This is a genomic window from Mycobacterium simiae, assembly GCF_008370645.1.
Classification (GTDB): domain Bacteria; phylum Actinomycetota; class Actinomycetes; order Mycobacteriales; family Mycobacteriaceae; genus Mycobacterium; species Mycobacterium simiae_A.
In genome coordinates, this window is sequence record NZ_VTZN01000019.1 from 14,956 (window position 1) to 38,756 (window position 23,801).

Genomic DNA, 23,801 nt, shown 5'->3' on the forward strand with positions numbered 1-23,801 from the left:
TGCGTAGTTCGCGCGCGTGGGGTAGTTGTCAGAGTTAGTCCTGGAAAGATGACAGTGTGCGGCAGACTGACCCGCTCCGGTTAGCCGGTGACGACGACCCGCGCCGGGTTGCGCTGTTGGCGGTGCATACCTCACCGCTGGCCCAACCGGGTACCGGAGACGCCGGGGGGATGAATGTCTACGTGCTGCAGACCGCGCTGCATCTGGCCCGCCGGGGCATCGAGGTGGAAATCTTCACCCGGGCCACCGCGTCAGCGGATCCGCCGGTCGTGCGGGTCGCGCCGGGCGTACTCGTGCGCAATGTGGTGGCGGGGCCATTCGAGGGTCTGGACAAATATGACCTGCCCACTCAGCTGTGTGCATTCGCAGCCGGGGTGCTGCGTGCCGAAGCCGCCCACGAACCGGGCTACTACGACATCGTGCACTCGCACTATTGGCTGTCCGGTCAAGTCGGCTGGCTGGCCCGCGACCGCTGGGCGGTGCCGTTGGTGCACACCGCGCACACGCTGGCCGCGGTGAAGAATGCGGCGTTGGCCGACGGTGATGCCCCGGAGCCGCCGCTGCGTACCGTCGGTGAACAGCAGGTGGTCGACGAGGCGGACCGGCTCATTGTCAACACCGACGATGAAGGCCGGCAGTTAGTTTCTCATCATGGTGCCGATCCGGCGCGAATCGACATCGTCCATCCCGGTGTCGACTTGGATGTGTTCGCACCCGGTGACCGAAAGGCGGCGCGGGCCGCACTGGGGTTGCCCCTCGACGAGCAGGTGGTGGCCTTCGTTGGACGGATTCAGCCGCTGAAGGCGCCGGACATCGTGTTGCGGGCGGTCGCCGAGCTACCGGGAGTGCGAGTCATCGTTGCCGGCGGACCGTCGGGCAGCGGATTCGCCTCGCCGGATGGGCTGGCGGATCTGGCCGCCGAACTTGGCATTACAGCGCGAGTGACGTTCCTGCCGCCGCAATCCCGCTCGGATTTGGTTACCGTGTTTCGCGCGACCGACCTGGTTGCGGTACCGAGTTATTCCGAGTCCTTTGGTCTGGTCGCTATCGAGGCGCAGGCCTGCGGCACGCCGGTGGTGGCGGCGGCGGTAGGCGGCCTGCCGGTTGCGGTGCGCGACGGTATCACCGGCGCCCTGGTATCCGGGCACGACGTCGGGCACTGGGCGGACGCGATCGACCAGCTGTTGCGGCGCAACGCCGGCCCGCAGAAGTGGGTAATGAGCCGCGCGGCGGCCGAGCACGCCGCGGAATTCTCATGGGACCACACCACTGATGCGCTGTTAGCCAGCTACCGGCGCGCGATCGGCGACTTCACCGCCGGGCGCCGGCGCCGCGTGCGCGACCTGGTCGCCGCGCGCAAACCACGCCGTTGGACGGTTCGTCGCGGGGTAGGCGCATGAGCGCCTCCGTGCAGCAGGTGATCGAGCATGCGTTGCGGGCCAGCCAGTTGACCTACTCGAAACACCCCGGCGCGCATGGCGGGCCGGCGGGCATCATCGTGGAATTGCCGGGCGAGCGTAAGCTCAAGACCAACACCATCTTGAGCGTCGGCGAGCACTCGGTGCGGGTCGAGGCATTCGTGTGCCGCAAGCCGGACGAGAACCACGAGGGTGTCTACCGGTTCTTGCTCAAACGTAACCGCCGGCTGTATGGGGTCGCCTACACGCTGGACAATGTTGGCGACATCTACTTGGTAGGCCGGATGTCGCTGGCCTCAGTTGATGCCGACGAGATCGACCGAGTGCTCGGGCAGGTGCTCGAGGCGGTGGACTCCGACTTCAACACGTTGCTGGAATTGGGTTTTCGTTCGTCGATCCAAAAAGAGTGGGAGTGGCGGGTCGCGCGCGGCGAATCGCTGAAGAACTTGGAGGCCTTCGCGCACCTCATCGACGACGATGACGAGCGCGCAGCGCGATAAAGAGGGAGCGGGCAATGTGTTCGACGACGACGATGACCCACAGCATGACCGATAGCCCGTGAGAGACTTGCCAGCATGGGAGACACTGCCACGCTGGTGCTGCTTCGCCACGGCGAGAGCCACTGGAATGCCCTCAACCTGTTCACTGGCTGGGTCGACGTCGGGCTGACAGAGAAGGGCACGGCGGAAGCGGTTCGCAGTGGCGAGCTGCTGATCGAGCACGACCTGTTGCCGGACGTGCTTTACACGTCGCTACTGCGGCGCGCGATCTCGACCGCGCATCTGGCGCTCGATAGCGCCGACCGGCTATGGATTCCGGTGCGGCGCAGCTGGCGGCTCAACGAACGCCATTACGGGGCGCTGCAGGGTCTCAACAAGGGCGAGACGAAGGCTCGTTACGGCGAAGAGCAGTTCACGGCCTGGCGGCGCAGCTATGACACGCCCCCGCCGCCGATCGAGCGGGGCAGTGAGTTCAGCCAGGACGCCGACCCCCGGTACGCCGACATCGGCGGCGGCCCCCTGACCGAATGCTTGGCCGACGTGGTGGCCAGGTTTCTGCCCTACTTCACCGACGTCATCGTCGGCGACCTGCGGGCTGGCAAGACGGTGTTGATCGTCGCCCACGGCAATTCGCTGCGGGCGTTGGTCAAGCATCTGGACCAGCTGTCCGACGAGGAGATCGTCGGATTGAACATCCCGACCGGCGTTCCGCTGCGCTATGACCTGGACCGGCAGTTGCGGCCGGTGGTGCCCGGCGGTACCTATCTGGACCCGGAGGCCGCGGCCGCTGGTGCCGCTGCGGTAGCCAGTCAAGGCACAGCGAAAATTTGATTTCCCGGGGGTTCACAGGGGTTTTTACTGAACAGCACATGAACAGCAGCCGAACACCTGTTGGGGATGGTGTGACTTGTCCGATTTCGGCCTTGCTCCGCTAGGGCCGCGTTCACCGGAGTTTGTAGGATTTTGCATGTGACTGTGTTCTCGGCACTGTTGCTGGCCGGGGTCTTGTCCGCGCTAGCGCTGGCCGTAGGTGTTGCGGCGGGAATCCGGCTGTCGCAGCGGTTGGCGTCGCGTCGTCGCCAGCGAGCGGCCGCCGAGTGGACCGGGATCACCGTTGCGCAGATGCTGCAACGAATCGTTGCTCTGATGCCGATGGGTGCGGCTGTGGTGGACGCTCATCGCGACGTCGTTTACCTTAACGATCAGGCCAAGGACCTCGGTCTGGTGCGAGACCGGCAGCTCGACGACCACGCCTGGAGGGCCGCACAGCGGGCCCTGAACGGGGAAGATGTCGAGTTTGATCTATCACCGGCCAAGCGTGTCCCCGGCAGATCTGGGCTGTCGTCGGTGCATGGGTACGCCCGGCGGCTAAGCGAGGAAGACCGGCGATTCGTCGTGGTCTTCGCCCATGACCAGTCTGACCACGCGCGCATGGAGGCGACCAGGCGCGACTTTGTAGCCAACGTCAGCCACGAGCTCAAGACCCCGGTCGGCGCCATGGCGTTACTTGCCGAAGCCCTGCTCGCATCACCCGATGATCCCGACACCGTGCGGCGGTTCGCCGAAAAGGTACTCATTGAGGCGAATCGACTCGGGGATATGGTTGCCGAGCTGATCGAGCTGTCCCGGCTGCAGGGCGCCGAGCGCTTGCACAACGTCACCGACGTGGACGTCGATACCATTGTGTCCGAAGCCATCTCGCGCCACAAAGTGGCCGCTGACAATGCCGACATCGAGGTTCGCACCGATGCGCCCAGCGGTTTGCGGGTGCTGGGTGACCAAACTCTGTTGGTGACCGCGCTGGCTAACCTCGTTTCCAATGCGATTGCGTATTCGCCGCCAGGCTCGCTGGTGTCGATCAGCCGCCGCCGCCGCGGTGACAATATCGAGATCGCTGTCACCGACCGCGGCATCGGTATCGCGCTGGAGGACCAGGAGCGAGTCTTCGAGCGGTTCTTCCGGGGTGACAAGGCTCGCTCGAGAGCTACCGGCGGCAGTGGGCTGGGGCTGGCCATCGTCAAGCATGTCGCGGCTAACCACAACGGCAGCATCGGCGTATGGAGCAAGCCTGGCACCGGCTCCACCTTCACGCTAGCTATTCCCGCGGCGGAACCGGCTGATGGCGAACTATCGGCCCACTTGCGGGGGCACGAATCGTGGTCCAACAGGTCACAACGAGAGGAAGAGCTAAGTCGATGACCCGCGCCAACGACGATGCAGTGGGGGTACACCCGCTTGCTGGGGACGCAGCGATGAGGGAAAGTGGCGCCGATGACTAGCGTGCTGATCGTAGAAGACGAGGAGTCATTGGCCGATCCGCTGGCGTTTCTGCTTCGCAAGGAGGGCTTTGACGCCACCGTGGTGACCGATGGTCCCGCTGCGCTGGCCGAGTTTGACCGGTCCGGCGCCGACATTGTGCTGCTCGATTTGATGCTCCCGGGAATGTCGGGCACCGACGTGTGCAAGCAGTTACGCGCGCGGTCCAGCGTACCGGTGATCATGGTGACCGCCCGGGACAGCGAGATCGACAAGGTGGTCGGGCTGGAGCTGGGCGCCGACGATTACGTGACCAAACCGTACTCCGCACGCGAATTGATCGCCCGGATCCGCGCGGTACTGCGCCGCGGCGGCGACGACGACGCCGAAGTCAGCGACAACGTGCTGGAGTCCGGGCCGGTGCGGATGGACGTCGAACGCCACGTCGTGTCGGTGAACGGTGTCGCTATCACGTTGCCGCTCAAAGAGTTCGACCTGCTGGAATACCTGATGCGCAACAGCGGGCGGGTGCTGACCCGAGGGCAGCTGATCGATCGGGTTTGGGGCGCGGACTACGTCGGAGACACCAAGACGCTCGACGTCCACGTCAAGCGGCTGCGGTCCAAGATCGAGGCCGACCCAGCCAACCCGGTGCACCTGGTGACGGTGCGGGGACTGGGCTACAAGCTAGAGGGCTAGCCCTGCGCGCGCTGGCGCCAATATAGGTCGTCATCAAGTCAATATCGGTGGCGACACACCATTGTCGATCGCTTGCCCACCATAAGTTTGCGGTACGACCCGGTATTCCGAACGGTCGGGCCGCATCGTCAATTGACCCGGCTATCACTTCCATTGGGCGCTGCGGTAATTCGATTAGTTCCGCATTTTCTGGGCGCATCCCGCCGTACCCGTACCACAGGGCGTACAGCACCCGCTCGGTGTTCGAACATTGCCTCAGCACGCGACTGAGCTCCGCCGTGGTGGGCATCGGAAGCCGACCGGTGTCTGGCTGACGATCCCAAAGGCCAGGCTGACATGGTAAGGCCCAAGAGCCGACCAGAGATCCCCATTCCATGGCCGGGTGCGCTATGCGGTTGTTGGCCTGCGCCACCGCATGCCAGGAAACAGGGTCATACGGCTCGGGCATATCTATGCGATACGCCGGGTGAAACACTCGCGCGTAGGCTTCGAATACCGGAGCCACACAAGAAGCGACGTCATATTCAAAGGGGTGAATGGCGTCGATGATCCATTGGTGGGAAGAATTCACGGCGAGTGAGCACCAACAATCTCATCGGCTACGCCCAGCGCCAGCGCCATGATCGACACTTGCGGGTTGACTTCCGGGCAGCTGGGCAGGATTGACGCGTCGGCCACCCATACCCCGTCGATACCGCGGAGTCGGCCGGTCGCACCGACCGGACAAACCTGCGCGTCAGCGCCGGCGGCCGCGGTCCCGGTTGGATGAAAGGCGGCCAGGTGCAGGCTCCTCGGATCGCTGCGCTGCAGCACCTCCTGCAGTTCGGGCAGCGACGTCAGCGCCTTCGCACCCGGCAGACCGGTGAGTACCTCGGCCGCGCCGGCGGCAAAGAGCAGCTGACCGATGGCGTGCATGGCGACCCGCAACTTGGCGAGGTCGGCTTGGGCGATGTCGTAGCGCACCAACGCCTCGCCACCCAGCGACAGCACCGAGCCGGCGCCCCGATCGGCCACCATCGCACCGAACGTAGCGACCTGGGGCGCCCGGTCCAGCCAGCTGAGCAGCTCGCTGCCGTAGCCGGGGAACACCATTGAGCCCATGCCTGGCGGCGTGGCGGTCGCCTCGATCAGCACCCCGTCCGATTCGCGGAACTGGTGGACGGCGGCACTTTGCAGCACGCCACGCCAGGCATACACGTCGTCATCGAAGCGCCCGGCCAGCATCGTCGCCGGATGCAGTGCCAGGTTCCTGCCGAGCCGCGGGTGACCACCAAGACCGCTGCGCCGCAACAACATCGGTGTCTCGATAGCCCCGGCGGCGACGACGACGGTAGTCGCCAGCACGTCGACCGCGGTGCCGTCAGGTCGGCGCGCCCGTACCCCACGGGCGCGTCCGTGCTGGTGCAAGACCCGCTCGACGCGCGCCCGGGAGACGATCCGCGCGCCGGCCGCGCAGGCCTGGGGCAACGCGTTGAGGTGCACACCGAACTTGGCGTTGCGGGGGCAGCCGATTGCGCACTGGCAGCAGCCGGCACAGCCCGGTGCGTTGCGGGGGATGGGAGCGGCCTGCCAGCCTAGTGACGTGGCGGCGTCGAGCAACAGGTTGCCGTTGCGGCCCATGATGTCGAGCGGCACCGGCGCGACCTGCAGGGTGCGCTCTACGTCGGCGAGGTGGCCGGCCAGCCGGTCCGGGTCGGCCAAGCCGAGGCCGAACTGGTCGCGCCAGCGCCGTTGCACGGAAACCGGCGGACGGAAGCAGGTGCCGGAGTTGACCACGGTGGTGCCACCGACAGCCCGGCCGATCGGCAGCACTACCGCCGGGCGCCCCAGGGCGACGGTGGCCCCAGCGCCGCGGTACAACCCGGCGTAGCGGTCGATTGGGTGGGTAGTGCGGAATTCCTCGACCGTCCAGCGCCGGCCTTCTTCGAGGACGACGACGTCCAAACCGGCCCGCGCCAAGGTACGGGCTGCCATGGCGCCGCCGGCGCCGGAACCGACGATCACCGCGTCGGTAGTGAGGACCGAAGGGCTATCGGTGGAGGCGGCCACGTTCAGCTCCGCATCCGGGCGCGCCGGATCGTGCGCCTGGGCGCCGACCAATAGTTCCTGTGCGTAGGTGTCGGCGCCGTTGGCCAGCAACGCGACCGCCTTCACTCCTTCGACCGCGGCGCCGAGATCAGGATTGATTGCCGCGATGCGACGCAATACCTGTGCGCGTTCGCCCGGGCCGAGCCGCGACAGCGATCGACCCGTGGCCAGGTAGCTCGACGCCGCCAGCGCCATCAGGCCGGCCCGCAGTGCCAGCCGGGAGGCGGCGGGCATGCGCGCCAGGTACCGTTCGACGCGCTCGACGAACTGGGCGGGCGGCGGGCCGCCGTGCTCCTCGGGTAACAAAGCGCTACCGAAAGCGGCTAACGCCGACCGGGCGGGTCGGACGGGTCTCATGTCGATGCCAACCGGCGCCCAAGTCGCCGGCCGAGCTTGATGAAGAACGGATAGGTGGCGAAGATGCCGCCGGCCGCCGCGTGGGCTGGCCAATCGATCTTGGAGGTGTCCACGCCGAAGACGCCGCTGTTCCACATGAAGTCACGTCCGTTCTCGGCGCGGAACGGGCGCCACAAGAACCCCAGCCCCGGCACGTTGTTATAGAGCCCGAACGAGCCGGCGAAGAAGACCCCCAGCACGGCGGCCTCGGCGTAATCGCGACGATCTTCGGGCACCCGGCGTTCGATGAGTGCTCCGCAGACAAACAACAGTGGCGGGTCGAGCAAAAAACTCATGACGACGTCCTTTCGTTGACGGCGGGTGCCTCGGTCCCACGCAAGCCGACTTCGGCGTGGCCGGTGCCCACCACCGACCAGCGCCGCTTGTCGATCTCGATGTAGATGTCGGCCTGCTCGGTGTTGGTGCACACTGCCTTGCCCCCGTCGGGATCGGTGTATTGCAGGCTCACGCACCGCTGCGGTGGCTGGTCGACCCGGATCAGCACGTCCCGGCCCCCGATGCGTCCCTCCAGCTGCCAGTGCCGTACGCCCAGCGTGGTCCGCATCCGCAGTGACGGCAGGATGCTTCGGGCGCTTGCGGGCCAATCCTTTCCGTCGATCCGGAAGCGAACGAAGGCGAGCGGCGCGAGCTTGCGCAATCCCGGCTTATGCGACACCGCGGTGACAGCTTCCAGCACGTCGCCGCCGCCCAGGTCGGCATGGATCCACCCCCAGCGCTTGGCGTTGCCGTGCCCGTAGATGTGCGCGACGGCGCCACCCCAGCCAGCAACAGAGTGGGTGGTGTCGCCGACGGTCAGCGAGCCGGTGAAGTCGCCGGTGGGGGCGAGCACCACCTGGGCGCCCGGCAGCAGTTCGCGTTCCCACGCCACTCGCGGAAACGTCCACAGCGGCGTCCCGGTATGTTTCCAGGACAGCTGCCAGGCCAAGGATCCCGCCCGCCCGCTCAGCTCCTCTAGGGCGACCCGAGCGCCCGCGGCGTCGAACCAGGCGGCGCCGAGCGCGGGCTCGGCGGCGACGGGTCCGAAACGCTCGGTGCGCGGCGGGTCGTCGGGGGGAAACCAGGTCGTCCACCCGTGCGCATAAGGCGGGTCACCGTTGCTGGGTGCCACGGTTTCGCAGTGCACCCATAGGCCGGCACGCGTCCGCGGATCCGACAGCGTGGCGTACCAGACTTCCAGGCGCCCGGCCTTGCCTCGCCAGCGCGGAGACGCCGCCGAGAGCAGCTCGTCATCCACCTGCCTCACCTCCGGTTCTGCGTGTCCGCCCGCGCGTTGTCGCAGTATCCACTATATTGGTTGAGCCAATGAACCAGTCAAGTATCTTGCAGCCGCCGGATCGTCAGCGGGTGGATGAGCAAATTGCGACGACCATCGCCGACGCGATCCTTGATGGCGCCTTCCCGCCAGGCTCGGCGTTGCCGCCCGAACGTGAACTAGCGGAGCAGTTGGGGGTCAACAGGACGTCGCTGCGGCAGGCTTTGGCCAGGCTGCAGCAAATGGGTCTAATCGAGACCCGGCAGGGCAGCGGCAACGTCGTGCGTGACCCCGAGGGCCTTACCCATCCGGAGGTAGTCGAGGCGTTGGTGCGCAAACTCGGCCCGGACTTCCTGGTCGAGCTGTTGGAAGTCCGCGCGGCCTTGGGTCCGCTGCTTGGCCGCCTGGCAGCCGCCCGGTGCACGCTGGTGGATGCCGAGGCATTGGGCGCCGCGCTGGCAGCGGTGCGGGAAGCGGAGACCGCCGCAGCCCGCCAAGCAGCCGATCTTGCCTTTTTCCGGGTGCTGATTCGCAGCACACGTAACCGCGCGTTGGGTTTGCTGTATCGCTGGGTAGAACATGCCTTCGGCAGCCGCGAGCACGAACTCACTGGTGCCTATGACAAGGCCGAACCAGTGATTGCCGAGCTCGGGGCAATCAACGATGCTGTGCTTGCGCACGATGCAGCGGCGGCCGCTGCCACGGTCGAGGCATACCTGGGCGCCAGCGCGTTGCGCATGGTGCAGGCATACACCGGCGCCCAGCGCGCGGCGGACTCGGGATAACCGCTACCTGGCCGCGCCGGTCGCAGGGTGCACCGCGACGAGCCCTAACTGGCTGCGCCGCTTACATATTGCCGCAAGCGCTGCGTAGGCCTTGTCGCCGAGCAATTCGGTGAGCTCGTCGGCGAGGCTTTCCCAAAGCTGCTTGGCGCCAACATGGGCGGCCGGGTCGCCGGTGCAATACCAGTGCAGGTCGGAACCCCCGGAGCCCCAGCCCCGGCGATCGAATTCGGTAAGCGTGGTCTTGAGGATCTCAGTGCTGTCCGGCCGGGTCACCCACTCCTGGCTACGCCGGATGGGCAGTTGCCAGCACACATCAGGTTTCATCGTCAGCGGTGGCACACCCAGCTTGAGGGCTTTGCTGTGCAGCGCGCACCCGGCGCCGGCCGCGAACCCGGGACGGTTGAGGAAGATGCAAGCATCCTTGTGTTTGCGGGTGCGGTATTGGGGTTGGCCGTCGTGTTCGTCGAGCTCCAGGTACCCCTTACGGCGCAGGCCTTTGTCGCGGAACTGCCAGTCCTGGTCAGTCAGCTGATTGACTGCGTTGTCCAACCGGGCCCGGTCGTCGTCGTCGGACAGGAACGCGCCATGCGAGCAACACCCGTCGTGCGGGCGGCCGGCCACCGTGCCCCGGCAGGCTGGGGTGCCGAATACGCACGTCCACCGCGACAGCAGCCAGGTCAGGTCGGCCGCGATCAGGTGTTCGGGATTTCCCGGATCGTAGAACTCCACCCACTCGCGGGGGAAATCCAATTCGACCTCTTGTCCCGGCTGCACCGAACTCAGGCGCGAGTTTGCCACGGTTGCAACGTTAGTCCACGATTCCGGTCGGGCGAGCTGACCGCGTGCGAGGGTTTCCCCGAGCTGGTCAGCGGGTCGATCGGCGGGTCCCGGCGCGCCCCGACTAGGTTGATTTCGTGCGATTAGGCGTGCTGGACGTGGGTAGCAACACGGTCCATCTGCTGGTGGTTGATGCTCACCGTGGTGGGCACCCCACCCCGATGAGTTCGACGAAGGCGACCCTGCGGCTGGCCGAAGCTACCGACAGCTCGGGCAAGATCACCAAGCGCGGCGCCGACAAGCTGGTGTCCACCATCGACGAGTTCGCCAAGATCGCCGTGAGCTCCGGCTGCGCTGAATTGATGGCCTTCGCGACGTCCGCCGTCCGGGACGCCGAGAACTCCGAAGATGTGCTGACCCAGGTACGCAAAGAGACCGGTGTCGAGTTGCAGGTTCTGGGCGGGGTCGACGAGTCGCGGCTAACCTTTCTGGCGGTGCGGCGGTGGTATGGGTGGAGCGCCGGGCGCATCATCAACCTCGATATCGGTGGCGGTTCGCTGGAATTGTCCAGCGGCGTGGACGAGGATCCTGAGGTCGCGTTGTCGCTGCCATTGGGAGCAGGCCGGTTGTCCCGCGAATGGTTACCCGACGACCCGCCCGGCCGCCGGCGGGTGGCGATGCTGCGCGACTGGCTGGACGCCGAGCTGGCTGATGCCAGCGTGGTCATGCTAGAGGCCGGGAGCCCCGACCTTGCGGTAGCAACGTCGAAGACATTTCGCTCGCTGGCGCGGCTCACCGGAGCGGCGCCGTCCGCGGCTGGGCCACGCATGCGACGGACGCTGACCGCCAACGGCCTCAGGCAACTCATATCTTTCATCTCTAGGATGACCACCGCTGACCGTGCGGAACTGGAAGGAGTCAGCGCCGAGCGGGCGCCGCAGATCGTGGCGGGGGCTCTGGTCGCAGAAGCAAGCATGCGAGCGCTGTCAATAGAAGCGGTGGATATCTGCCCGTGGGCGCTGCGTGAAGGTGTGATCTTGCGCCGACTCGACAGCGAAGCCGACGGAGCCGCCTTCATGGAAACTTCGCCGGTCGCGACGTCGGTGCGCGATGCTAGAGGTCAGGTAACAGATCGGAACGCTGCAAACCGATCGAGAGGCAACAAAGCATGACTGGATCAGACTCCGAAACGGAGGAAACCAGGCAGATCTCGGTGGCCGAACTGCTGGCCAGGAACGGCACCATCGGTGCGCCGTCCGTCACCCGGCGGCGCCATCGTCGGCGTGGCGACAGCGACTCGGTCACCGTCGCCGAGCTGACCGGTGAGATTCCCATCGTCCGTGACGTCCGTCCCGACGAGCGCCGAAAAAACGCCGAGCCTGCCACGCTTGCCGCCCCATCTGAACTGCCAACGCCGCCGGAGCCGAGCAACCGGCGAATCCCGGTAGCCGACACCGAACCGGCCGCTGACCGGTTCACCGGACCGGCCTCGGAACAGCCGGACAAGGCCAGATACTGGTCCGAGCCCGAACCGCGCTGGCCCAAATCTGAGCCGATCGCCCGACGGAAGTCGGGCCCGGAGCGCAGCGAATACCCACGGCCGCTGCGGCACACCGACGGCAGCGATACCGGGGGGCAGCTGCCCGGGGCCGAGGATATGAGTCCGGACCCGGTTGACCACTACGGCGGAACGGGCGATACGTCGGTGGACGCCTTGGACGCCTTGGACGCCTTGGACGCTGAGGTAGGCGAGGCGGATGCAGCCGCCGGGGATTCGGCTTATGTGCGTTCCTACCTGCAAGCCGCGGAAGGGACCCTTTTCGGCGGGCACTCTCTCGCTGATGAGGTGGCTCGGCGCGGTGATCCGGCACCGGCAGTCTTCGACCAAGACCAACGCGACACCGACGTGGCCGCAGCGGCTCGGGAGCCCCGCCGCGTGGCTGGCCTGTTGGCTGCCCTGTGGCGAGGCACGGTGGTTGCGCTGCAGTCCATCCTGGCCGTGGTCTTCGGCGCAGGGCTGTTCATCGCCTTCGACCAGCTGTGGCGCTGGAACAGCATTGTGGCGTTGGTCCTGTCGGTGTTGGTGATCTTGGGCCTCGTGGTCGCGGTGCGGGTTGTCCGCAAGACGGAGGACATCGCCAGTACGCTGATCGCGGTTGCGGTTGGCGCACTGATCACCTGGGGGCCCCTGGTGCTATCACTGCAAACAGGCTAGGCGCACCGACAGACAGTGCGTCCAGCAATCAAAGTCGGTCTGTCGACGGCCTCGGTGTACCCGCTGCGGGCCGAGGTCGCGTTCGAGTACGCGGCCAAGCTCGGCTACGACGGGGTCGAGCTGATGGTGTGGGGGGAGTCGGTCAGCCAGGACATCGATGCCGTCAGGAGGCTGGCGCGGCGCTACCGAGTTCCGGTGCTGTCTGTGCACGCTCCGTGCCTGCTGATCTCGCAGCGGGTATGGGGGGCCAATCCGATACCCAAGTTGGAGCGCAGTGTGCGCGCCGCGGACCGGCTGGAGGCGCAGACGGTCGTGGTACATCCGCCGTTTCGCTGGCAACGGCGCTACGCCGAGGGGTTCAGCGACCAGGTTGCCGCCCTGGAAGCGTCCAGCGGCGTCATGGTGGCTGTCGAAAACATGTTTCCGTTCCGTGCGGACCGGTTCTTTGGCGCCGGTCAATCGCGGGAACGGATGCGGCGGCGCGGCGGTGGACCTGGCCCGGCGATTTCGGCGTTCGCGCCGTCCTATGACCCGCTGGACGGCGATCACGCGCATTTCACGCTCGACCTCTCACACACCTCGACCGCCGGTACGGATGCGTTGGAGATGGCCCGCCGGATGGGCTCGGGTTTGGTGCATCTGCACTTGTGCGACGGCAGTGGGCTGCCCGCCGATGAGCACCTGGTACCAGGTCGCGGCACCCAGCCCGCCGCCGAGCTGTGCCAGATGCTGGCCACGATCGGCTTTACCGGCCATGTGGTGCTGGAGGTGTCCACCTCGTCGGCGCGGTCAGCCAGTGAGCGCGAAGCCATGCTCGCCGAATCGTTGCAGTTCGCCCGTACCCACCTGCTGCGCTGACATGAACGCCTTGTTCACCACCGCCATGGCGCTGCGGCAGGTCGAGTCGGGGCCCAACAGCCCGGTGTTTCACGGGGAACTCGACGAACATTGGACCATCGGTCCCAAGGTGCACGGCGGTGCGATGTTGGCGCTGTGCGCCAACGCCGCGCGCGCCGCTCCACATCGTCGTCGACCAGGTGGGCCGCCTGGTGGTGCCATCCCGCCAACTGGCGATGGTGCCCGCGAGGTAGCGCGGATACGTCTGCGATGCTGTGCGGCATGGCACGAATCGCGATCATCGGCGGCGGCAGCATCGGTGAGGCATTGCTGTCAGGTTTGCTGCGGGCTGGGCGGCAGGTCAAAGATCTGGTGGTGGCCGAGCGGCTGCCGGAGCGCGCCAAGTACCTAGCGAGCACCTATTCGGTCCTGGTGACCGCTGCCAGCGAAGCTGTCGAACACGCGACTTTCGTCGTGGTCGCGGTGAAGCCGGCTGACATCGAGACGGTGATGGGGGACTTGGCGGCCGCGGCCGCTGCCGCCGAAAGCGACAGCGCTGAGCAAGTGTTCGTCACGGTCGCCGCAGGTGTCACGATCTCGTACTTCGAATCCAAGCTGCCGGCGGGCACCCCGGTGGTCCGAGCGATGCCGAACGCGGCGGCATTGGTGGGAGCCGGGGTGACCGCCTTGGCCAAGGGCCGTTTCGTCACCCCACAACAGCTCGAGGAGGTCTCGGCCCTGTTCGACGCGGTGGGCGTCGTGTTGACCGTTCCCGAACAGCAACTGGACGCGGTGACCGCGCTGTCGGGCTCAGGTCCGGCGTATTTTTTGCTGTTGGTCGAGGCCCTGGTGGACGCCGGTGTTGCGGTGGGCTTGACCCGCCAGGTGGCTACCGACCTGGCGGCACAGACCATGGCCGGGTCGGCGGCGATGCTGCTGGAGCGGATGGAGCAAGATCGCAAACCCTCCGGTAAGCCGCTGGGATTGCGGGTCGACACCACCGCGCTGCAACTGCGGGCGTCGGTCACCTCTCCGGGCGGGACGACTGCCGCTGCGCTGCGTGAGCTGGAAAAAGGAGGGTTTCGAGTGGCGGTGGACGCGGCCGTTCAAGCCGCTAAAAGCCGTTCTGAACAGTTACGAATTACATCCGAATAATTCAAAGAATTTTGAACTGATGTCCCCCACTAGTACCAGTAACCCCACTAGTCCCGCTATTCTCCTCTTTGTATGCACGTGTGGGTGCCAGCGGAGGGGAAGCCGCTGGCATTGCGCGTGCCTGACATGATTGGGTTGCGATGACGTCTACGAACGGGCCATCGGCCCGGGAAGCTGCTGCTAGAACGGCACGAGAGAGCGGTACGGGTGAAGGCCAGCAGGCCGGCACGCAATTCCTTACCGTGGCCGAGGTGGCTTCGCTGATGCGGGTCTCGAAGATGACCGTGTACCGGTTGGTGCACAACGGCGAGCTGCCCGCAGTGCGGGTCGGGCGGTCGTTCCGGGTGCATGCGAAGGCCGTCCACGACATGCTGCAGACCTCATACTTCGCCGGCTAACCAAGACAAGACTGTCTGCGCGAGCCGACCGGTCAGCCGTCGATGGGCGCCGGTTTGGTGTTGGGTGCGGCGGGCTGGGTAAAGTGACTCCGTCCTAGTCATTCAGAAGTTGTTGAGAAGCGGTCACGGGCAGGTAGCGGAGTTCATGGGTTCAGTCATCAAGAAGCGGCGCAAGCGCATGTCGAAGAAAAAGCACCGCAAGCTGCTGCGCCGCACCCGAGTGCAGCGTAGAAAACTCGGTAAGTAGGCCTGCCCTAGCCGGATCTGGCCGCAGTCAGCGACTACCGACACTCGCCTGTAACGCTTCTGTCTCTCGTCGCCGCTAGGCTAGCGGGGTGAATTCGTCGAGCGGTCAGGGGGGCGGCGCCGGGGGAATCGGCGGCGGCGAGCAGGTCCACTACCCCAAAGTGGTGCTGGTGACCGGTGCATGCAGGTTTCTGGGTGGCTACGTGACCGCCCGGCTCGCGCAGAACCCGTTAATCAACTCGGTCATCGCAGTGGACGCGATCGCGCCGAGCAAGGACATGTTGCGTCGCATGGGCCGAGCAGAGTTTGTTCGCGCAGACATTCGTAATCCGTTTATCGCCAAGGTAATTCGAAACGGCGACGTCGACACGGTGGTGCACGCCGCGGCGGCGTCCTACGCGCCGCGGTCCGGAGGCAGCGCGGCGTTGAAGGAAATCAACGTGATGGGCGCCATGCAGCTGTTCGCAGCGTGCCAGAAGGCGCCGTCGGTTCACCGGGTGGTGTTGAAGTCCACCTCCGAGGTTTACGGGTCGAGCCCACACGATCCGGTGGTGTTCACCGAGGACAGCAGCAGCCGTCGACCTTTCCGAGAGGGTTTTGCCAAGGACAGTCTGGACATCGAAGGTTACGCACGTGGGCTGGGCCGGCGTCGGCCCGATGTTGCGGTAACCATTCTGCGGTTGGCCAACATGATTGGCCCGGCGATGGATACCACGTTGTCGCGTTATCTGGCCGGGCCTTTGGTGCCCACGATGTTGGGTCGCGACGCACGATTGCAGTTGCTACACGAGCAGGATGCGCTGGGCGCGCTGGAGCGTGCGGCGATGGCCGGCAAGCCCGGCACCTTCAACATTGGTGCCGACGGCATCCTCATGCTGTCCCAGGCGATCCGGCGGGCTGGTCGAATCCCCTTGCCGGTGCCGGGCTTTGGGGTGTGGGCTCTTGATTCGCTGAGACGAGCTAATCGCTACACCGAGATCAATCGCGAGCAATTCGATTACCTGAGATATGGCAGGGTGATGGACACCAGCAGAATGCGCTCTGAGCTCGGCTATCACCCCAAGTGGTCGACGGCCGAGGCCTTCGATGACTACATTCGCGGCCGCGGCTTGACTCCCATAATTGACCCGCATCGGGTACGCTCCTGGGAGGGCCGCGTCATAGCTGTAGCGCAACGCTGGGGAAGCCGAAATCCAATTCCGTGGGTCGGGGTTAGATAGATTTGGATAGATAACGTGGCGGGTGAAACCAGAGCGAATGTCATTCCACTGCATGCCAATCGGGGTCGCGTAGCCGCGCGTCGCCGGGCAGATCAGCGAGCCGACTCCACGCGGCAGCACCCCTCGTTGCTGTCGGACCCGAACGGGCGGGCATCGGCTGAACAGATCGCCGCAGTCGTCCGCGAGATCGATGAGCATCGGCGTGTTGCGGGTGCGACTGGTGTGTCTGGGTCAGCGGAAGCGCCCCTGAACGATCTTGCCCAGCGCGTCGCCGCTGTCGCCGGATTCCTTCGGCAACGACTCATCGGTGACTATGCTGTCGATGAGTTCGGATTCGATCCACACTTCAATGACGCGATCGTTCGACCTTTACTGAGATTCTTCTTCAAGTCCTGGTTCCGGGTGGAAGTCAGTGGGATTGAAAATCTTCCGAGCCAGGGTGCCGCTTTGGTGGTGGCCAACCACGCCGGGGTGTTGCCGTTCGACGGCCTGATGCTGTCGGTGGCGGTTCACGACGAGCATCCTGCCCGCCGGGACCTGAGGCTGCTGGCCGCCGACATGGTATTCGACTTGCCTGTGCTCGGTGAAGCGGCACGCAAGGCGGGACACACCATGGCCTGCACCACCGATGCGCACCGGCTGTTGGCGTCGGGTCAGCTCACCGCCGTGTTCCCCGAAGGCTACAAAGGGCTGGGAAAGCGCTTCGAGGACCGCTATCGACTGCAGAGGTTCGGACGCGGCGGCTTCGTCTCAGCGGCGCTACGGACCAAGGCGCCGATTGTGCCGTGCTCGATCATTGGCTCGGAAGAGATTTACCCGATGCTCACCGACGTCAAGCTGCTGGCGCGGCTGTTCGGCTTGCCGTACTTCCCGGTCACCCCGCTGTTCCCATTGGCAGGCCCGGCGGGCTTGGTGCCGCTACCCTCCAAGTGGCGTATCGCGTTCGGCGAGCCGATTTACACGTCCGACTACTCGGACTCCGACGCCGAGGATCCCATGGTCACCTTCGAGTTGACCGATCAAGTGCGCGAGACCATCCAGCAGACGCTCTACCAGCTGCTGGCCGGGCGTCGCAATATCTTCTTCGGCTGAGGTTGCAGTATTGCGGGCGGCGTTCCAACGTCGAGTCGTTGAGCGATTTGCTTCGATTTCCTGGGTTGGTAGCCCAACGACTCGACTTCGGCTGGACTACTTCACCAGTGTGAACTGACAGACGCCGGTGTACTTGTCTCTGAACAAATCCGAGCAGCCCCGCAGGTAGTGCATGTAGATGTCGTAGGTTTCCTGCCCCTTGAGGGCGATCGCCTCATCCTTATGCGCCTCGAGCGCATCTGCCCAGGCGTTCAAGGTGGGAACGTAGTTTTCCCCGATCCGGTGGTAGCGCTCAACCTTCCAGCCGGCGTTGGAGGAGTAGTGGTCGACCTGCGAGATGCGGGGCAGCCGACCGCCCGGGAAGATCTCCGTCAGGATGAACTTGATGAACCGCAACAGGCTCATCGGCGACGTCAGACCCCACGCCTTGGCTTCCTCGGGCTCCGGGATGGTGATGGTGTGCAGCAACATCCGGCCGTCATCGGGCGTCAGACTGTAGAACTTCTTGAAGAAGGTGTCGTAGCGCTCGAATCCAGCGTCGCCGGCTCCGTCAGCGAAGTGCTCAAAGGCCCCCAGTGAGACGATGCGGTCGACTGGCTCGTCGAATTCCTCCCACCCCTGGATCCGCACCTCTTTGCGCCGGGGGCTGTCGATCTCCTCGAACTTCGCCACATCGTGGGCATATTGATTCTCACTCAGCGTCAAGCCGATGACGTTGACGTCGTATTCCTGCACGGCGTGGCGCATCGTGGAGCCCCAGCCACATCCAATGTCCAGCAGCGTCATGCCGGGCTCGAGGTTCAGCTTGTCTAGCGCCAGCTTCCGCTTGGCGTACTGCGCCTCTTCCAGAGTCATGTCGGGGCGTTCGAAGTACGCGCAGCTGTACGTCATCGACGGGTCAAGCCAGAGCTTGAAGAACTCATTCGATTTGTCGTAGTGGGATCGGACAGCTTCGATTGGTGGCTTGAGCTGAGTGCCACCCGTTTCACCCTGGGATGTCATTGAACGGACCCTACCTTCTTGGCTCAAATGGAGGCAATTGCCGCCACCGCTGCTTCGGCCTCGGCCTCGTGGTGGGCCGCCTCCCCCAACATGGTGACAACGCCGGTGGCGACCGGCTTGCCTTCATCATCGGTGACTTCACTTCGGATCTCGGCGAGCACCGTGCCATGCGACTCGATGACAGAGTCTAGATAGGTATGGAAGAACAGCTTGTCACCGGCCACGATCGGCCGGTGGAAACGGAACTTCTGATCCCGATGGAAGACCCGGGCTATGTTGATTGGGATGTTGAACTTGGTGAAAATCTCCAGCTGCACCCGCCGGCCTGCGACCGCCAGGAAGGTCAACGGGGCCAGCAGCGCGGGATAGCCCGCGTCGGCCGCGGCCGCCTCGTCGTAATGTGCTGGATGCTCGTCAAAGATCGCCGCCGCGAACTCGCGGACCTTTTCCCGCCCTACTTCGAAGTAGTCTGGTGCCCGGTAATTCTTGCCGATGAGTTTTTCGGCTTCCTGGGGGACTGTCATGCCGCTGCGCTCTCCGCTCGGATAGGTGCTCAGCGGCGCAGCTTATCAGCGTGATTGGCGTCGAGACGCCAGAGCCGCCAATGCGCCCCCGGCGGCGCCCAGCGCCAGGGCCGACGGCACCCCGATCCGAGCGGCCTTGCGAGCGGTTCGGAAGTCCCGGATTTCCCATCCGCGTTCTCGGGCCAGGCTGCGTAGCCGGGCATCCGGGTTGATGGCCACGGCGGTTCCCACCAGCGACAGCATCGGAACGTCGTTGTAGCTGTCGGAGTAGGCGGTGCAGCGTTTGAGGTTCAGGCCTTCTCTGATGGCCAGCGAACGCACCGCGTGCGCTTTGCCGGTGCCGTGCAGGATCTCACCGACCAGCCGTCCGGTGAATACCCCGTCGACGGACTCGGCGACGGTACCAAGGGCGCCCGTCAAGCCCAGCCGGCGAGCGATGGTTGCCGCCAGTTCGTAGGGTGTGGCAGTGATCAGCCAGACCTGCTGACCGGCTTCGAGATGCATCTGGGTGAGCTCGCGGGTACCGGGCCAGATCTTGTCCGCGATGAATTCGTCGTATACCAACTCGCCCAGATTCATCAATTCTTCGACCGAGCGGCCTTCGATGAATGCCAGCGCCTTGCGTCGCCCAGCGGCGACGTCATCGCTGTTCTCCACGCCGAGCAGCTGAAACTTGGCCTGCGCATAGATGAAGCCCAGGACGTCGCGGTACGTGAAGTAGTGGTGAGCGGCCAAACCACGGCCGAAGTGCACCGCAGAGGACCCCTGCACCAGCGTGTTGTCGACATCGAAGAATGCAGCGGCCGTCAGGTCGATCGGCGGTTGCGGCCGTTGGTCAGCGGCGGCGTACCTGCCGTCAAGGGCGCGTTGAGCGCTGGCGTTTGCGGCCATCGACTCCAGGTCGACGCGACCGGTGTGGTGCGAGCAGCCCGCGCCACCCAGGTCAGAGGAAGCCATGAGAAACCTCCCAGAATCGCTGTACCCGGCCGGTGGCCCGTCGAGAAACTGGCTGCGGCCAACGTCAACCCTAACGGGCAAACGTCTTAGGTGGATTTACCTGGCTGGCCAGCGCTGCCCGTCTACAGTTGACCTGTGGATGAGGGGCCCGAGCTGCGAATCAACCGCCGGACTTTCGTCGGGGCCTCCGTTGCGCTGGGTGGTGCCGTCGCCGCTACTAGTACTGTTGCCGGATCTGAGCGCATCGACCGCGATGAAACTGGCACCGCCGTCGTGCGCGCCTTGATCAACGGTGAGCACCGAGAAATCGGTGTCGACAACCGCACGTCGCTGCTGGATATGCTGCGCGAGCGAGCGGGACTGCCCGGCACCAAGAAGGGTTGCGACCATGGCGCATGCGGCGCGTGCACGGTGCTGGTTGACGGTCGCCGTATCTATTCCTGCGTGACATTGGCGGTCATGCACGACGGTGCGCAGATCACCACCATCGAGGGTTTGGCCGGCGCGGGGGGCAGGCTCCATCCCCTGCAGCAGGCCTTCATCGATGAGGACGCGCTGCAGTGTGGCTACTGCACTCCTGGCCAAATCATGTCCGGGTTGGCTTGTATCGCGGAAGGGCACGCAGGTTCTCCGGCGGAAATACGAGCGTGGATGAGCGGCAACATCTGTCGTTGCGGCGCCTACACCAACATCGTCAACGCAATCGCCGCGGTGGCGCGAGACTACTAGCACGTGTTCCCGTTCCACTACATCAAGCCCGCCGACGAGCTGTCGGCGTTGCGAGCGGGGGCAGCCGGAGGTCGCTACATCGCCGGCGGCACCATGCTGGTCGACCTGATGCGCGAAACGGTGGAACGTCCCGAGCTCCTGGTCGACATCAACGCCCTGCCCTACACGTCGATCGACGTGCAGCCAGGAACGATTCGCGTCGGGGCCCTGGTTCGGGTGGCCGAGCTCGCCGCCCATCCTGTTGTACGGCAACAAGCTCCGATGATCAGTCAAGCCCTGGAGCTCACTGCTTCCGCACAGCTGCGCAACTTGGCAACTGTCGGCGGCAATCTGCTGCAGCGCCCACGGTGTTTGTACTTCCGTGATGTGTCGGCCGCGTGCAACCGGCGCACTCCCGGCGCCGGCTGCTCGGCTATTGAAGGGCGCAACCGCACGCACGCAATACTTGGCACCAGCCGCCACTGCATAGCCACCCACCCATCAGACCTGGCGGTGGCGCTGCTGGCGCTGGATAGCGTCGTCGTAGCTCGGACAATCGCTCGGGAACGGCGATTTGCGCTGGCTGATCTGTTTCGGCAGCCCGGCGACTCGCCGCACTGGGAGCACAACCTCGGCCCGGGCGAGCTGATCGTCGCGATCGAGGTAACGACTGGGCCGGCGGCCCGCCGGTCCGGGTATCTGAAAGTCCGTGATCGCGAGTCATTCCAGTTTGCCCTGGTGTCGGCGGCCGTGGCACTCGACGTCGCTGCCGGCACGATACGCAGCGCCAGGATCGCCGTGGGAGGGGTTGCGACCGTGCCGTGGCGCTTGCCGGCCGTTGAAGCAGCGTTGCGGGGCAGGCCAGCCGATGCAGACGTGTTCCGTCGTGCCGCCGCGCTCGCCGCTGACGGTGCAAAGCCACTGCGGGAGAACGGTTTCAAGGTCGAACTCCTCAAGCGCACGGTGGAGAGGCAACTGGCCACCGTGGCGGTGATGCCATGACCCAGGCATTCACCGCTGGGCAGGTGGTCTGCGGACAACCGATCGCCCGGGTGGACGGCCCGCTGAAGGTGACCGGTAAGGCCCGCTACGCGGCCGACAACCAGATTCCCGGGCTGGTGTACGCCGCGCTGGTCTGCAGCACGGTGGCAGGTGGCGCCATCGACCGCGTGGACACCGGTGCCGCGCTGTTGCAGCGTGACGTACTTGCGGTGCTGATCGACTTCGCCGAGGTGAAACTGCCCTTCGACACTCGCCAGGTTTCCTTCTTCGGGCAGCCAGTCGCCGTGGTGGTCGCCACCACACTCGAGGCGGCAGCCCACGGAGCCGAGCGTGTCCATGTCCGTTATTCCGGTCGGCCGCCGGTGACGGATATCGATGCGCCGCACGCCGTTACCCAACCCGGACGTTTCATCAGGGACTACGCCCGCGGCGACCCGGAGCGGGCGCTGCGTCGCGCATCGGTGCTGTCAGATCTGCAGTACCGCATTGCCCGCAACAACCACAACCCCATGGAGATGCCTGCCACCATTGCCAAGTGGGATGGCCTCCGGCTCACGGTCTGGGACAAGGTCCAGAACATCAGCTCAGCACAGCAAGCCTATGCCGCCGCCTTCGGTATACCGACCGACGACGTATGGCTGATCTCGCCGTTCGTCGGCGGCGCATTCGGTAGCGCCAGCCTGACCTGGCCGCACCAGCTGCTCACCGCGTTCGCCGCGCGCCGAATCCGGCGACCCGTCAAGTTGGTGCTGAACCGTAGGCAGATGTACAGCGGAATCGGGTACCGGCCTGCCAGCCGCCAGCGCATGGCGATCGGGGCGGACCAATCCGGGCGCATCGATGCCATCATCCACGAGGGGCGCACCGAGGCAGCCAAATACGCGGTCTATGAGGATGGCATCGTCCGCAGTCCGCAATTCGTGTACCGGGCGCCTAACATGCGTTCGACGTATCGCGTTGTTCGACTCGACGTCAATCTGCCGTGGTTTATGAGGGGACCCGGTGCGGTTACCGGAACCTTTGCGCTCGAGTGCAGCATGGACGATCTCGCCCACCGCCTGGGCATGGACCCGATCGAGTTGCGGATGCGCAACGAACCCGATGTCGACCAGACCAACGGCCAGCCGTTTTCCACCAGACGACTCACCGAGTGCCTCAGCCAGGGCGCGGCAACCTTCGGGTGGAACCGGCGAAATCCGACGCCCGGAATCACCCGCGACGGCAATCAGCTTGTCGGGATGGGGATGGCTGTTGCGGCCTATCGCACGTATCGCAGTGACTGTGCGGCCAGCGCAAAGGTCTTCGCCGATGGCACTGCCGAGGTGAAATGTGGAACCAGTGACATGGGACCTGGAACGTATACGTCGATGACGCAAGTCGCCGCCGATGCCCTCGGGATGCCGCTGAGCCGGGTGCGATTCGCGTTGGGCGATAGCAGCTTCCCGGCGGCGCCGCCGCACTCCGCCTCGCGCACCATGGCGAGCGTGGGCTCTGCGGTATTCATGGTCGCCAGCACGCTGCGCGACAGGTTCATTCGCATGGCGATTATTGACCCGCGATCGCCGCTGCACGGCCTGCGCCCAGAGGACATCGCGGTCGCCGACGGCCGCTTGATTTTTCGCGCCGGACCCGAGCGTGGCGACTCGTATCAGGAACTGTTGCGCCGACGCGGCTGGTCGGTGCTGGATTTCGAACAGACTTGGAAACCCGACGACGCCGCCTATCGATACTCGATCTACGCTTACGGTGCCGTATTTGCTGAAGTCAGCGTCGACCCAGTACTTCCGACCGTGCGGATTCGTCGCATCTATGGGTGTTACGACGCGGGTAAGGTCATCAATCCCAGACTCGCGCATAGTCAGGCTATCGGAGGCATGGTCGGAGGAATTGGGATGGCGTTGTTGGAAGGAACCGACCTGGATCACCGAGACGGCCGCATAGTCAACGCGAACATGTCGGATTACCTGGTACCGGTCAACGCTGATATCCCTGCGCTGGACGCAGCCTTCTTGCTGGCCGAGGACACGATCGCCGACCCGATCGGCGTTAAGGGACTCGGCGAGTTAGTGATCGTCGCGGTGCCCGCAGCGATTGCCAACGCGGTGTTCAATGCCACTGGCCGACGAGTCACCGATTTGCCCATCACAGTGGAGAAGCTGCTGTGAAGCGCACGATGTGTCCCGCAGGTCCGGGTGGGCGCTTGGGCATGACGCCCGCGGGCTCGAATGTAACGACGTTTACGCGAAATCCGAA

The 23,801-nt window shown here is 65.2% G+C and carries 23 protein-coding genes and 2 pseudogenes; 18 read left to right on the plus strand and 7 right to left on the minus strand.

Translation table 11 applies throughout. The annotated features are described in order from the left end of the window. The first annotated feature begins 56 nt into the window (after window positions 1-56). From mshA to regX, 5 genes and pseudogenes are all read left to right on the plus strand, one after another. Complete coding sequence (mshA, locus tag F0Q45_RS05310) at window positions 57-1,400, plus strand: D-inositol-3-phosphate glycosyltransferase (RefSeq protein WP_188112796.1); 1,344 nt, start codon at window positions 57-59, stop codon at window positions 1,398-1,400. Continuing rightward, window positions 1,397-1,973: pseudogene (locus tag F0Q45_RS05315) on the plus strand (YbjN domain-containing protein). The gene mshA and the pseudogene F0Q45_RS05315 overlap by 4 nt, the downstream one beginning before the upstream one ends. 20 nt (window positions 1,974-1,993) lie before the next feature. Next, entirely contained in the window at window positions 1,994-2,749 is a 756-nt protein-coding gene (locus F0Q45_RS05320) for a phosphoglyceromutase (protein WP_149652945.1), read from the plus strand. Window positions 2,750-2,887: 138 nt separating this feature from the next. After that, a complete protein-coding gene (locus F0Q45_RS05325; protein WP_149652946.1) occupies window positions 2,888-4,117 on the plus strand; it encodes a sensor histidine kinase in 1,230 nt (409 codons plus the stop codon). A gap of 72 nt (window positions 4,118-4,189) precedes the next feature. Continuing rightward, complete coding sequence (regX, locus tag F0Q45_RS05330; RefSeq protein WP_149652947.1) at window positions 4,190-4,873, plus strand: two-component sensory transduction protein RegX; 684 nt, start codon at window positions 4,190-4,192, stop codon at window positions 4,871-4,873. 567 nt (window positions 4,874-5,440) lie between these two features. Here regX and F0Q45_RS05335 read toward each other — a convergent pair. Genes F0Q45_RS05335 through F0Q45_RS05345 form a run of 3 tightly spaced genes read right to left on the minus strand, consistent with a single transcriptional unit; the run spans window position 5,441 to window position 8,612 of the window. Beyond that, entirely contained in the window at window positions 5,441-7,318 is a 1,878-nt protein-coding gene (locus F0Q45_RS05335) for a GMC family oxidoreductase (protein ID WP_149652948.1), read from the minus strand. Next, window positions 7,315-7,653, minus strand: a complete 339-nt coding sequence (locus F0Q45_RS05340) for a hypothetical protein (RefSeq protein WP_149652949.1) — start codon at window positions 7,651-7,653, stop codon at window positions 7,315-7,317. The genes F0Q45_RS05335 and F0Q45_RS05340 overlap by 4 nt, the downstream gene beginning before the upstream one ends. Further along, window positions 7,650-8,612: a hypothetical protein gene (locus tag F0Q45_RS05345; protein WP_149652950.1), complete on the minus strand. Its 963-nt coding sequence runs from the start codon at window positions 8,610-8,612 to the stop codon at window positions 7,650-7,652. The genes F0Q45_RS05340 and F0Q45_RS05345 overlap by 4 nt, the downstream gene beginning before the upstream one ends. A gap of 68 nt (window positions 8,613-8,680) precedes the next feature. Here F0Q45_RS05345 and F0Q45_RS05350 point away from each other — a divergent pair, with 68 nt between their 5' ends. Next, complete coding sequence (locus F0Q45_RS05350; protein WP_188112797.1) at window positions 8,681-9,415, plus strand: FadR/GntR family transcriptional regulator; 735 nt, start codon at window positions 8,681-8,683, stop codon at window positions 9,413-9,415. A 3-nt stretch (window positions 9,416-9,418) separates the two neighbouring features. On the opposite strand, the gene F0Q45_RS05355 is transcribed toward F0Q45_RS05350, so the two are convergent. Continuing rightward, a complete protein-coding gene (locus F0Q45_RS05355; protein ID WP_149652952.1) occupies window positions 9,419-10,213 on the minus strand; it encodes a hypothetical protein in 795 nt (264 codons plus the stop codon). A 116-nt stretch (window positions 10,214-10,329) separates the two neighbouring features. Here F0Q45_RS05355 and F0Q45_RS05360 point away from each other — a divergent pair, with 116 nt between their 5' ends. The 9 genes and pseudogenes from F0Q45_RS05360 to F0Q45_RS05400 all read left to right on the plus strand — a co-directional run bounded on the left by F0Q45_RS05360 (window position 10,330) and on the right by F0Q45_RS05400 (window position 17,355). Beyond that, window positions 10,330-11,364 carry a Ppx/GppA family phosphatase gene (locus F0Q45_RS05360; protein ID WP_188112798.1) on the plus strand — a complete coding sequence of 345 codons (1,035 nt, stop codon included), beginning with the start codon at window positions 10,330-10,332 and terminating at the stop codon, window positions 11,362-11,364. Further along, window positions 11,361-12,407, plus strand: coding sequence for a hypothetical protein (locus tag F0Q45_RS05365; protein ID WP_149652953.1), 1,047 nt, complete (start codon window positions 11,361-11,363; stop codon window positions 12,405-12,407). Before F0Q45_RS05360 ends, F0Q45_RS05365 begins: the two co-directional genes overlap by 4 nt. Before the next feature lie 15 nt (window positions 12,408-12,422). Continuing rightward, the gene (locus F0Q45_RS05370) at window positions 12,423-13,265 is read left to right on the plus strand and encodes a sugar phosphate isomerase/epimerase family protein (protein WP_149652954.1); all 843 of its coding nucleotides are present in this window, start codon (window positions 12,423-12,425) and stop codon (window positions 13,263-13,265) included. Window position 13,266: 1 nt separating this feature from the next. Beyond that, window positions 13,267-13,425 (plus strand): annotated as a pseudogene (locus F0Q45_RS05375) (acyl-CoA thioesterase domain-containing protein); the annotation flags it as partial. Between the two features lie 101 nt (window positions 13,426-13,526). Continuing rightward, window positions 13,527-14,399 carry a pyrroline-5-carboxylate reductase gene (gene proC / locus F0Q45_RS05380; protein WP_188112799.1) on the plus strand — a complete coding sequence of 291 codons (873 nt, stop codon included), beginning with the start codon at window positions 13,527-13,529 and terminating at the stop codon, window positions 14,397-14,399. Window positions 14,400-14,539: 140 nt separating this feature from the next. Continuing rightward, on the plus strand, window positions 14,540-14,797 hold the full coding sequence (locus tag F0Q45_RS05385) for a helix-turn-helix domain-containing protein (RefSeq protein ID WP_149652956.1): 258 nt from the start codon (window positions 14,540-14,542) through the stop codon (window positions 14,795-14,797). Window positions 14,798-14,942: 145 nt separating this feature from the next. Beyond that, a complete protein-coding gene (locus F0Q45_RS05390; protein WP_003402602.1) occupies window positions 14,943-15,044 on the plus strand; it encodes a 30S ribosomal protein bS22 in 102 nt (33 codons plus the stop codon). Between the two features lie 88 nt (window positions 15,045-15,132). Beyond that, complete coding sequence (locus tag F0Q45_RS05395) at window positions 15,133-16,263, plus strand: SDR family oxidoreductase (RefSeq protein ID WP_149652957.1); 1,131 nt, start codon at window positions 15,133-15,135, stop codon at window positions 16,261-16,263. Between the two features lie 6 nt (window positions 16,264-16,269). Beyond that, a complete protein-coding gene (locus F0Q45_RS05400; RefSeq protein ID WP_149652958.1) occupies window positions 16,270-17,355 on the plus strand; it encodes a lysophospholipid acyltransferase family protein in 1,086 nt (361 codons plus the stop codon). A gap of 96 nt (window positions 17,356-17,451) precedes the next feature. Here F0Q45_RS05400 and cmaA2 read toward each other — a convergent pair whose 3' ends face one another. The 3 genes from cmaA2 to F0Q45_RS05415 are packed head-to-tail and all read right to left on the minus strand — an operon-like array spanning window position 17,452 to window position 19,838. Beyond that, window positions 17,452-18,357 (minus strand): cyclopropane mycolic acid synthase CmaA2, encoded by a 906-nt coding sequence (gene cmaA2 / locus F0Q45_RS05405; protein WP_149652959.1) that lies wholly within the window; start codon window positions 18,355-18,357, stop codon window positions 17,452-17,454. A 23-nt stretch (window positions 18,358-18,380) separates the two neighbouring features. Beyond that, the gene (locus F0Q45_RS05410) at window positions 18,381-18,881 is read right to left on the minus strand and encodes an FAS1-like dehydratase domain-containing protein (RefSeq protein WP_149652960.1); all 501 of its coding nucleotides are present in this window, start codon (window positions 18,879-18,881) and stop codon (window positions 18,381-18,383) included. Window positions 18,882-18,926: 45 nt separating this feature from the next. Continuing rightward, the gene (locus F0Q45_RS05415; RefSeq protein ID WP_149652961.1) at window positions 18,927-19,838 is read right to left on the minus strand and encodes an HAD family hydrolase; all 912 of its coding nucleotides are present in this window, start codon (window positions 19,836-19,838) and stop codon (window positions 18,927-18,929) included. Between the two features lie 135 nt (window positions 19,839-19,973). Here F0Q45_RS05415 and F0Q45_RS05420 point away from each other — a divergent pair, with 135 nt between their 5' ends. Genes F0Q45_RS05420 through F0Q45_RS05430 form a run of 3 tightly spaced genes read left to right on the plus strand, consistent with a single transcriptional unit; the run spans window position 19,974 to window position 23,713 of the window. Next, window positions 19,974-20,567 carry a (2Fe-2S)-binding protein gene (locus F0Q45_RS05420; protein ID WP_149652962.1) on the plus strand — a complete coding sequence of 198 codons (594 nt, stop codon included), beginning with the start codon at window positions 19,974-19,976 and terminating at the stop codon, window positions 20,565-20,567. Window positions 20,568-20,570: 3 nt separating this feature from the next. Then, the gene (locus F0Q45_RS05425) at window positions 20,571-21,548 is read left to right on the plus strand and encodes an FAD binding domain-containing protein (RefSeq protein ID WP_149652963.1); all 978 of its coding nucleotides are present in this window, start codon (window positions 20,571-20,573) and stop codon (window positions 21,546-21,548) included. Next, on the plus strand, window positions 21,545-23,713 hold the full coding sequence (locus F0Q45_RS05430) for a xanthine dehydrogenase family protein molybdopterin-binding subunit (RefSeq protein ID WP_149652964.1): 2,169 nt from the start codon (window positions 21,545-21,547) through the stop codon (window positions 23,711-23,713). Before F0Q45_RS05425 ends, F0Q45_RS05430 begins: the two co-directional genes overlap by 4 nt. The last annotated feature ends 88 nt before the right edge of the window (window positions 23,714-23,801 follow it).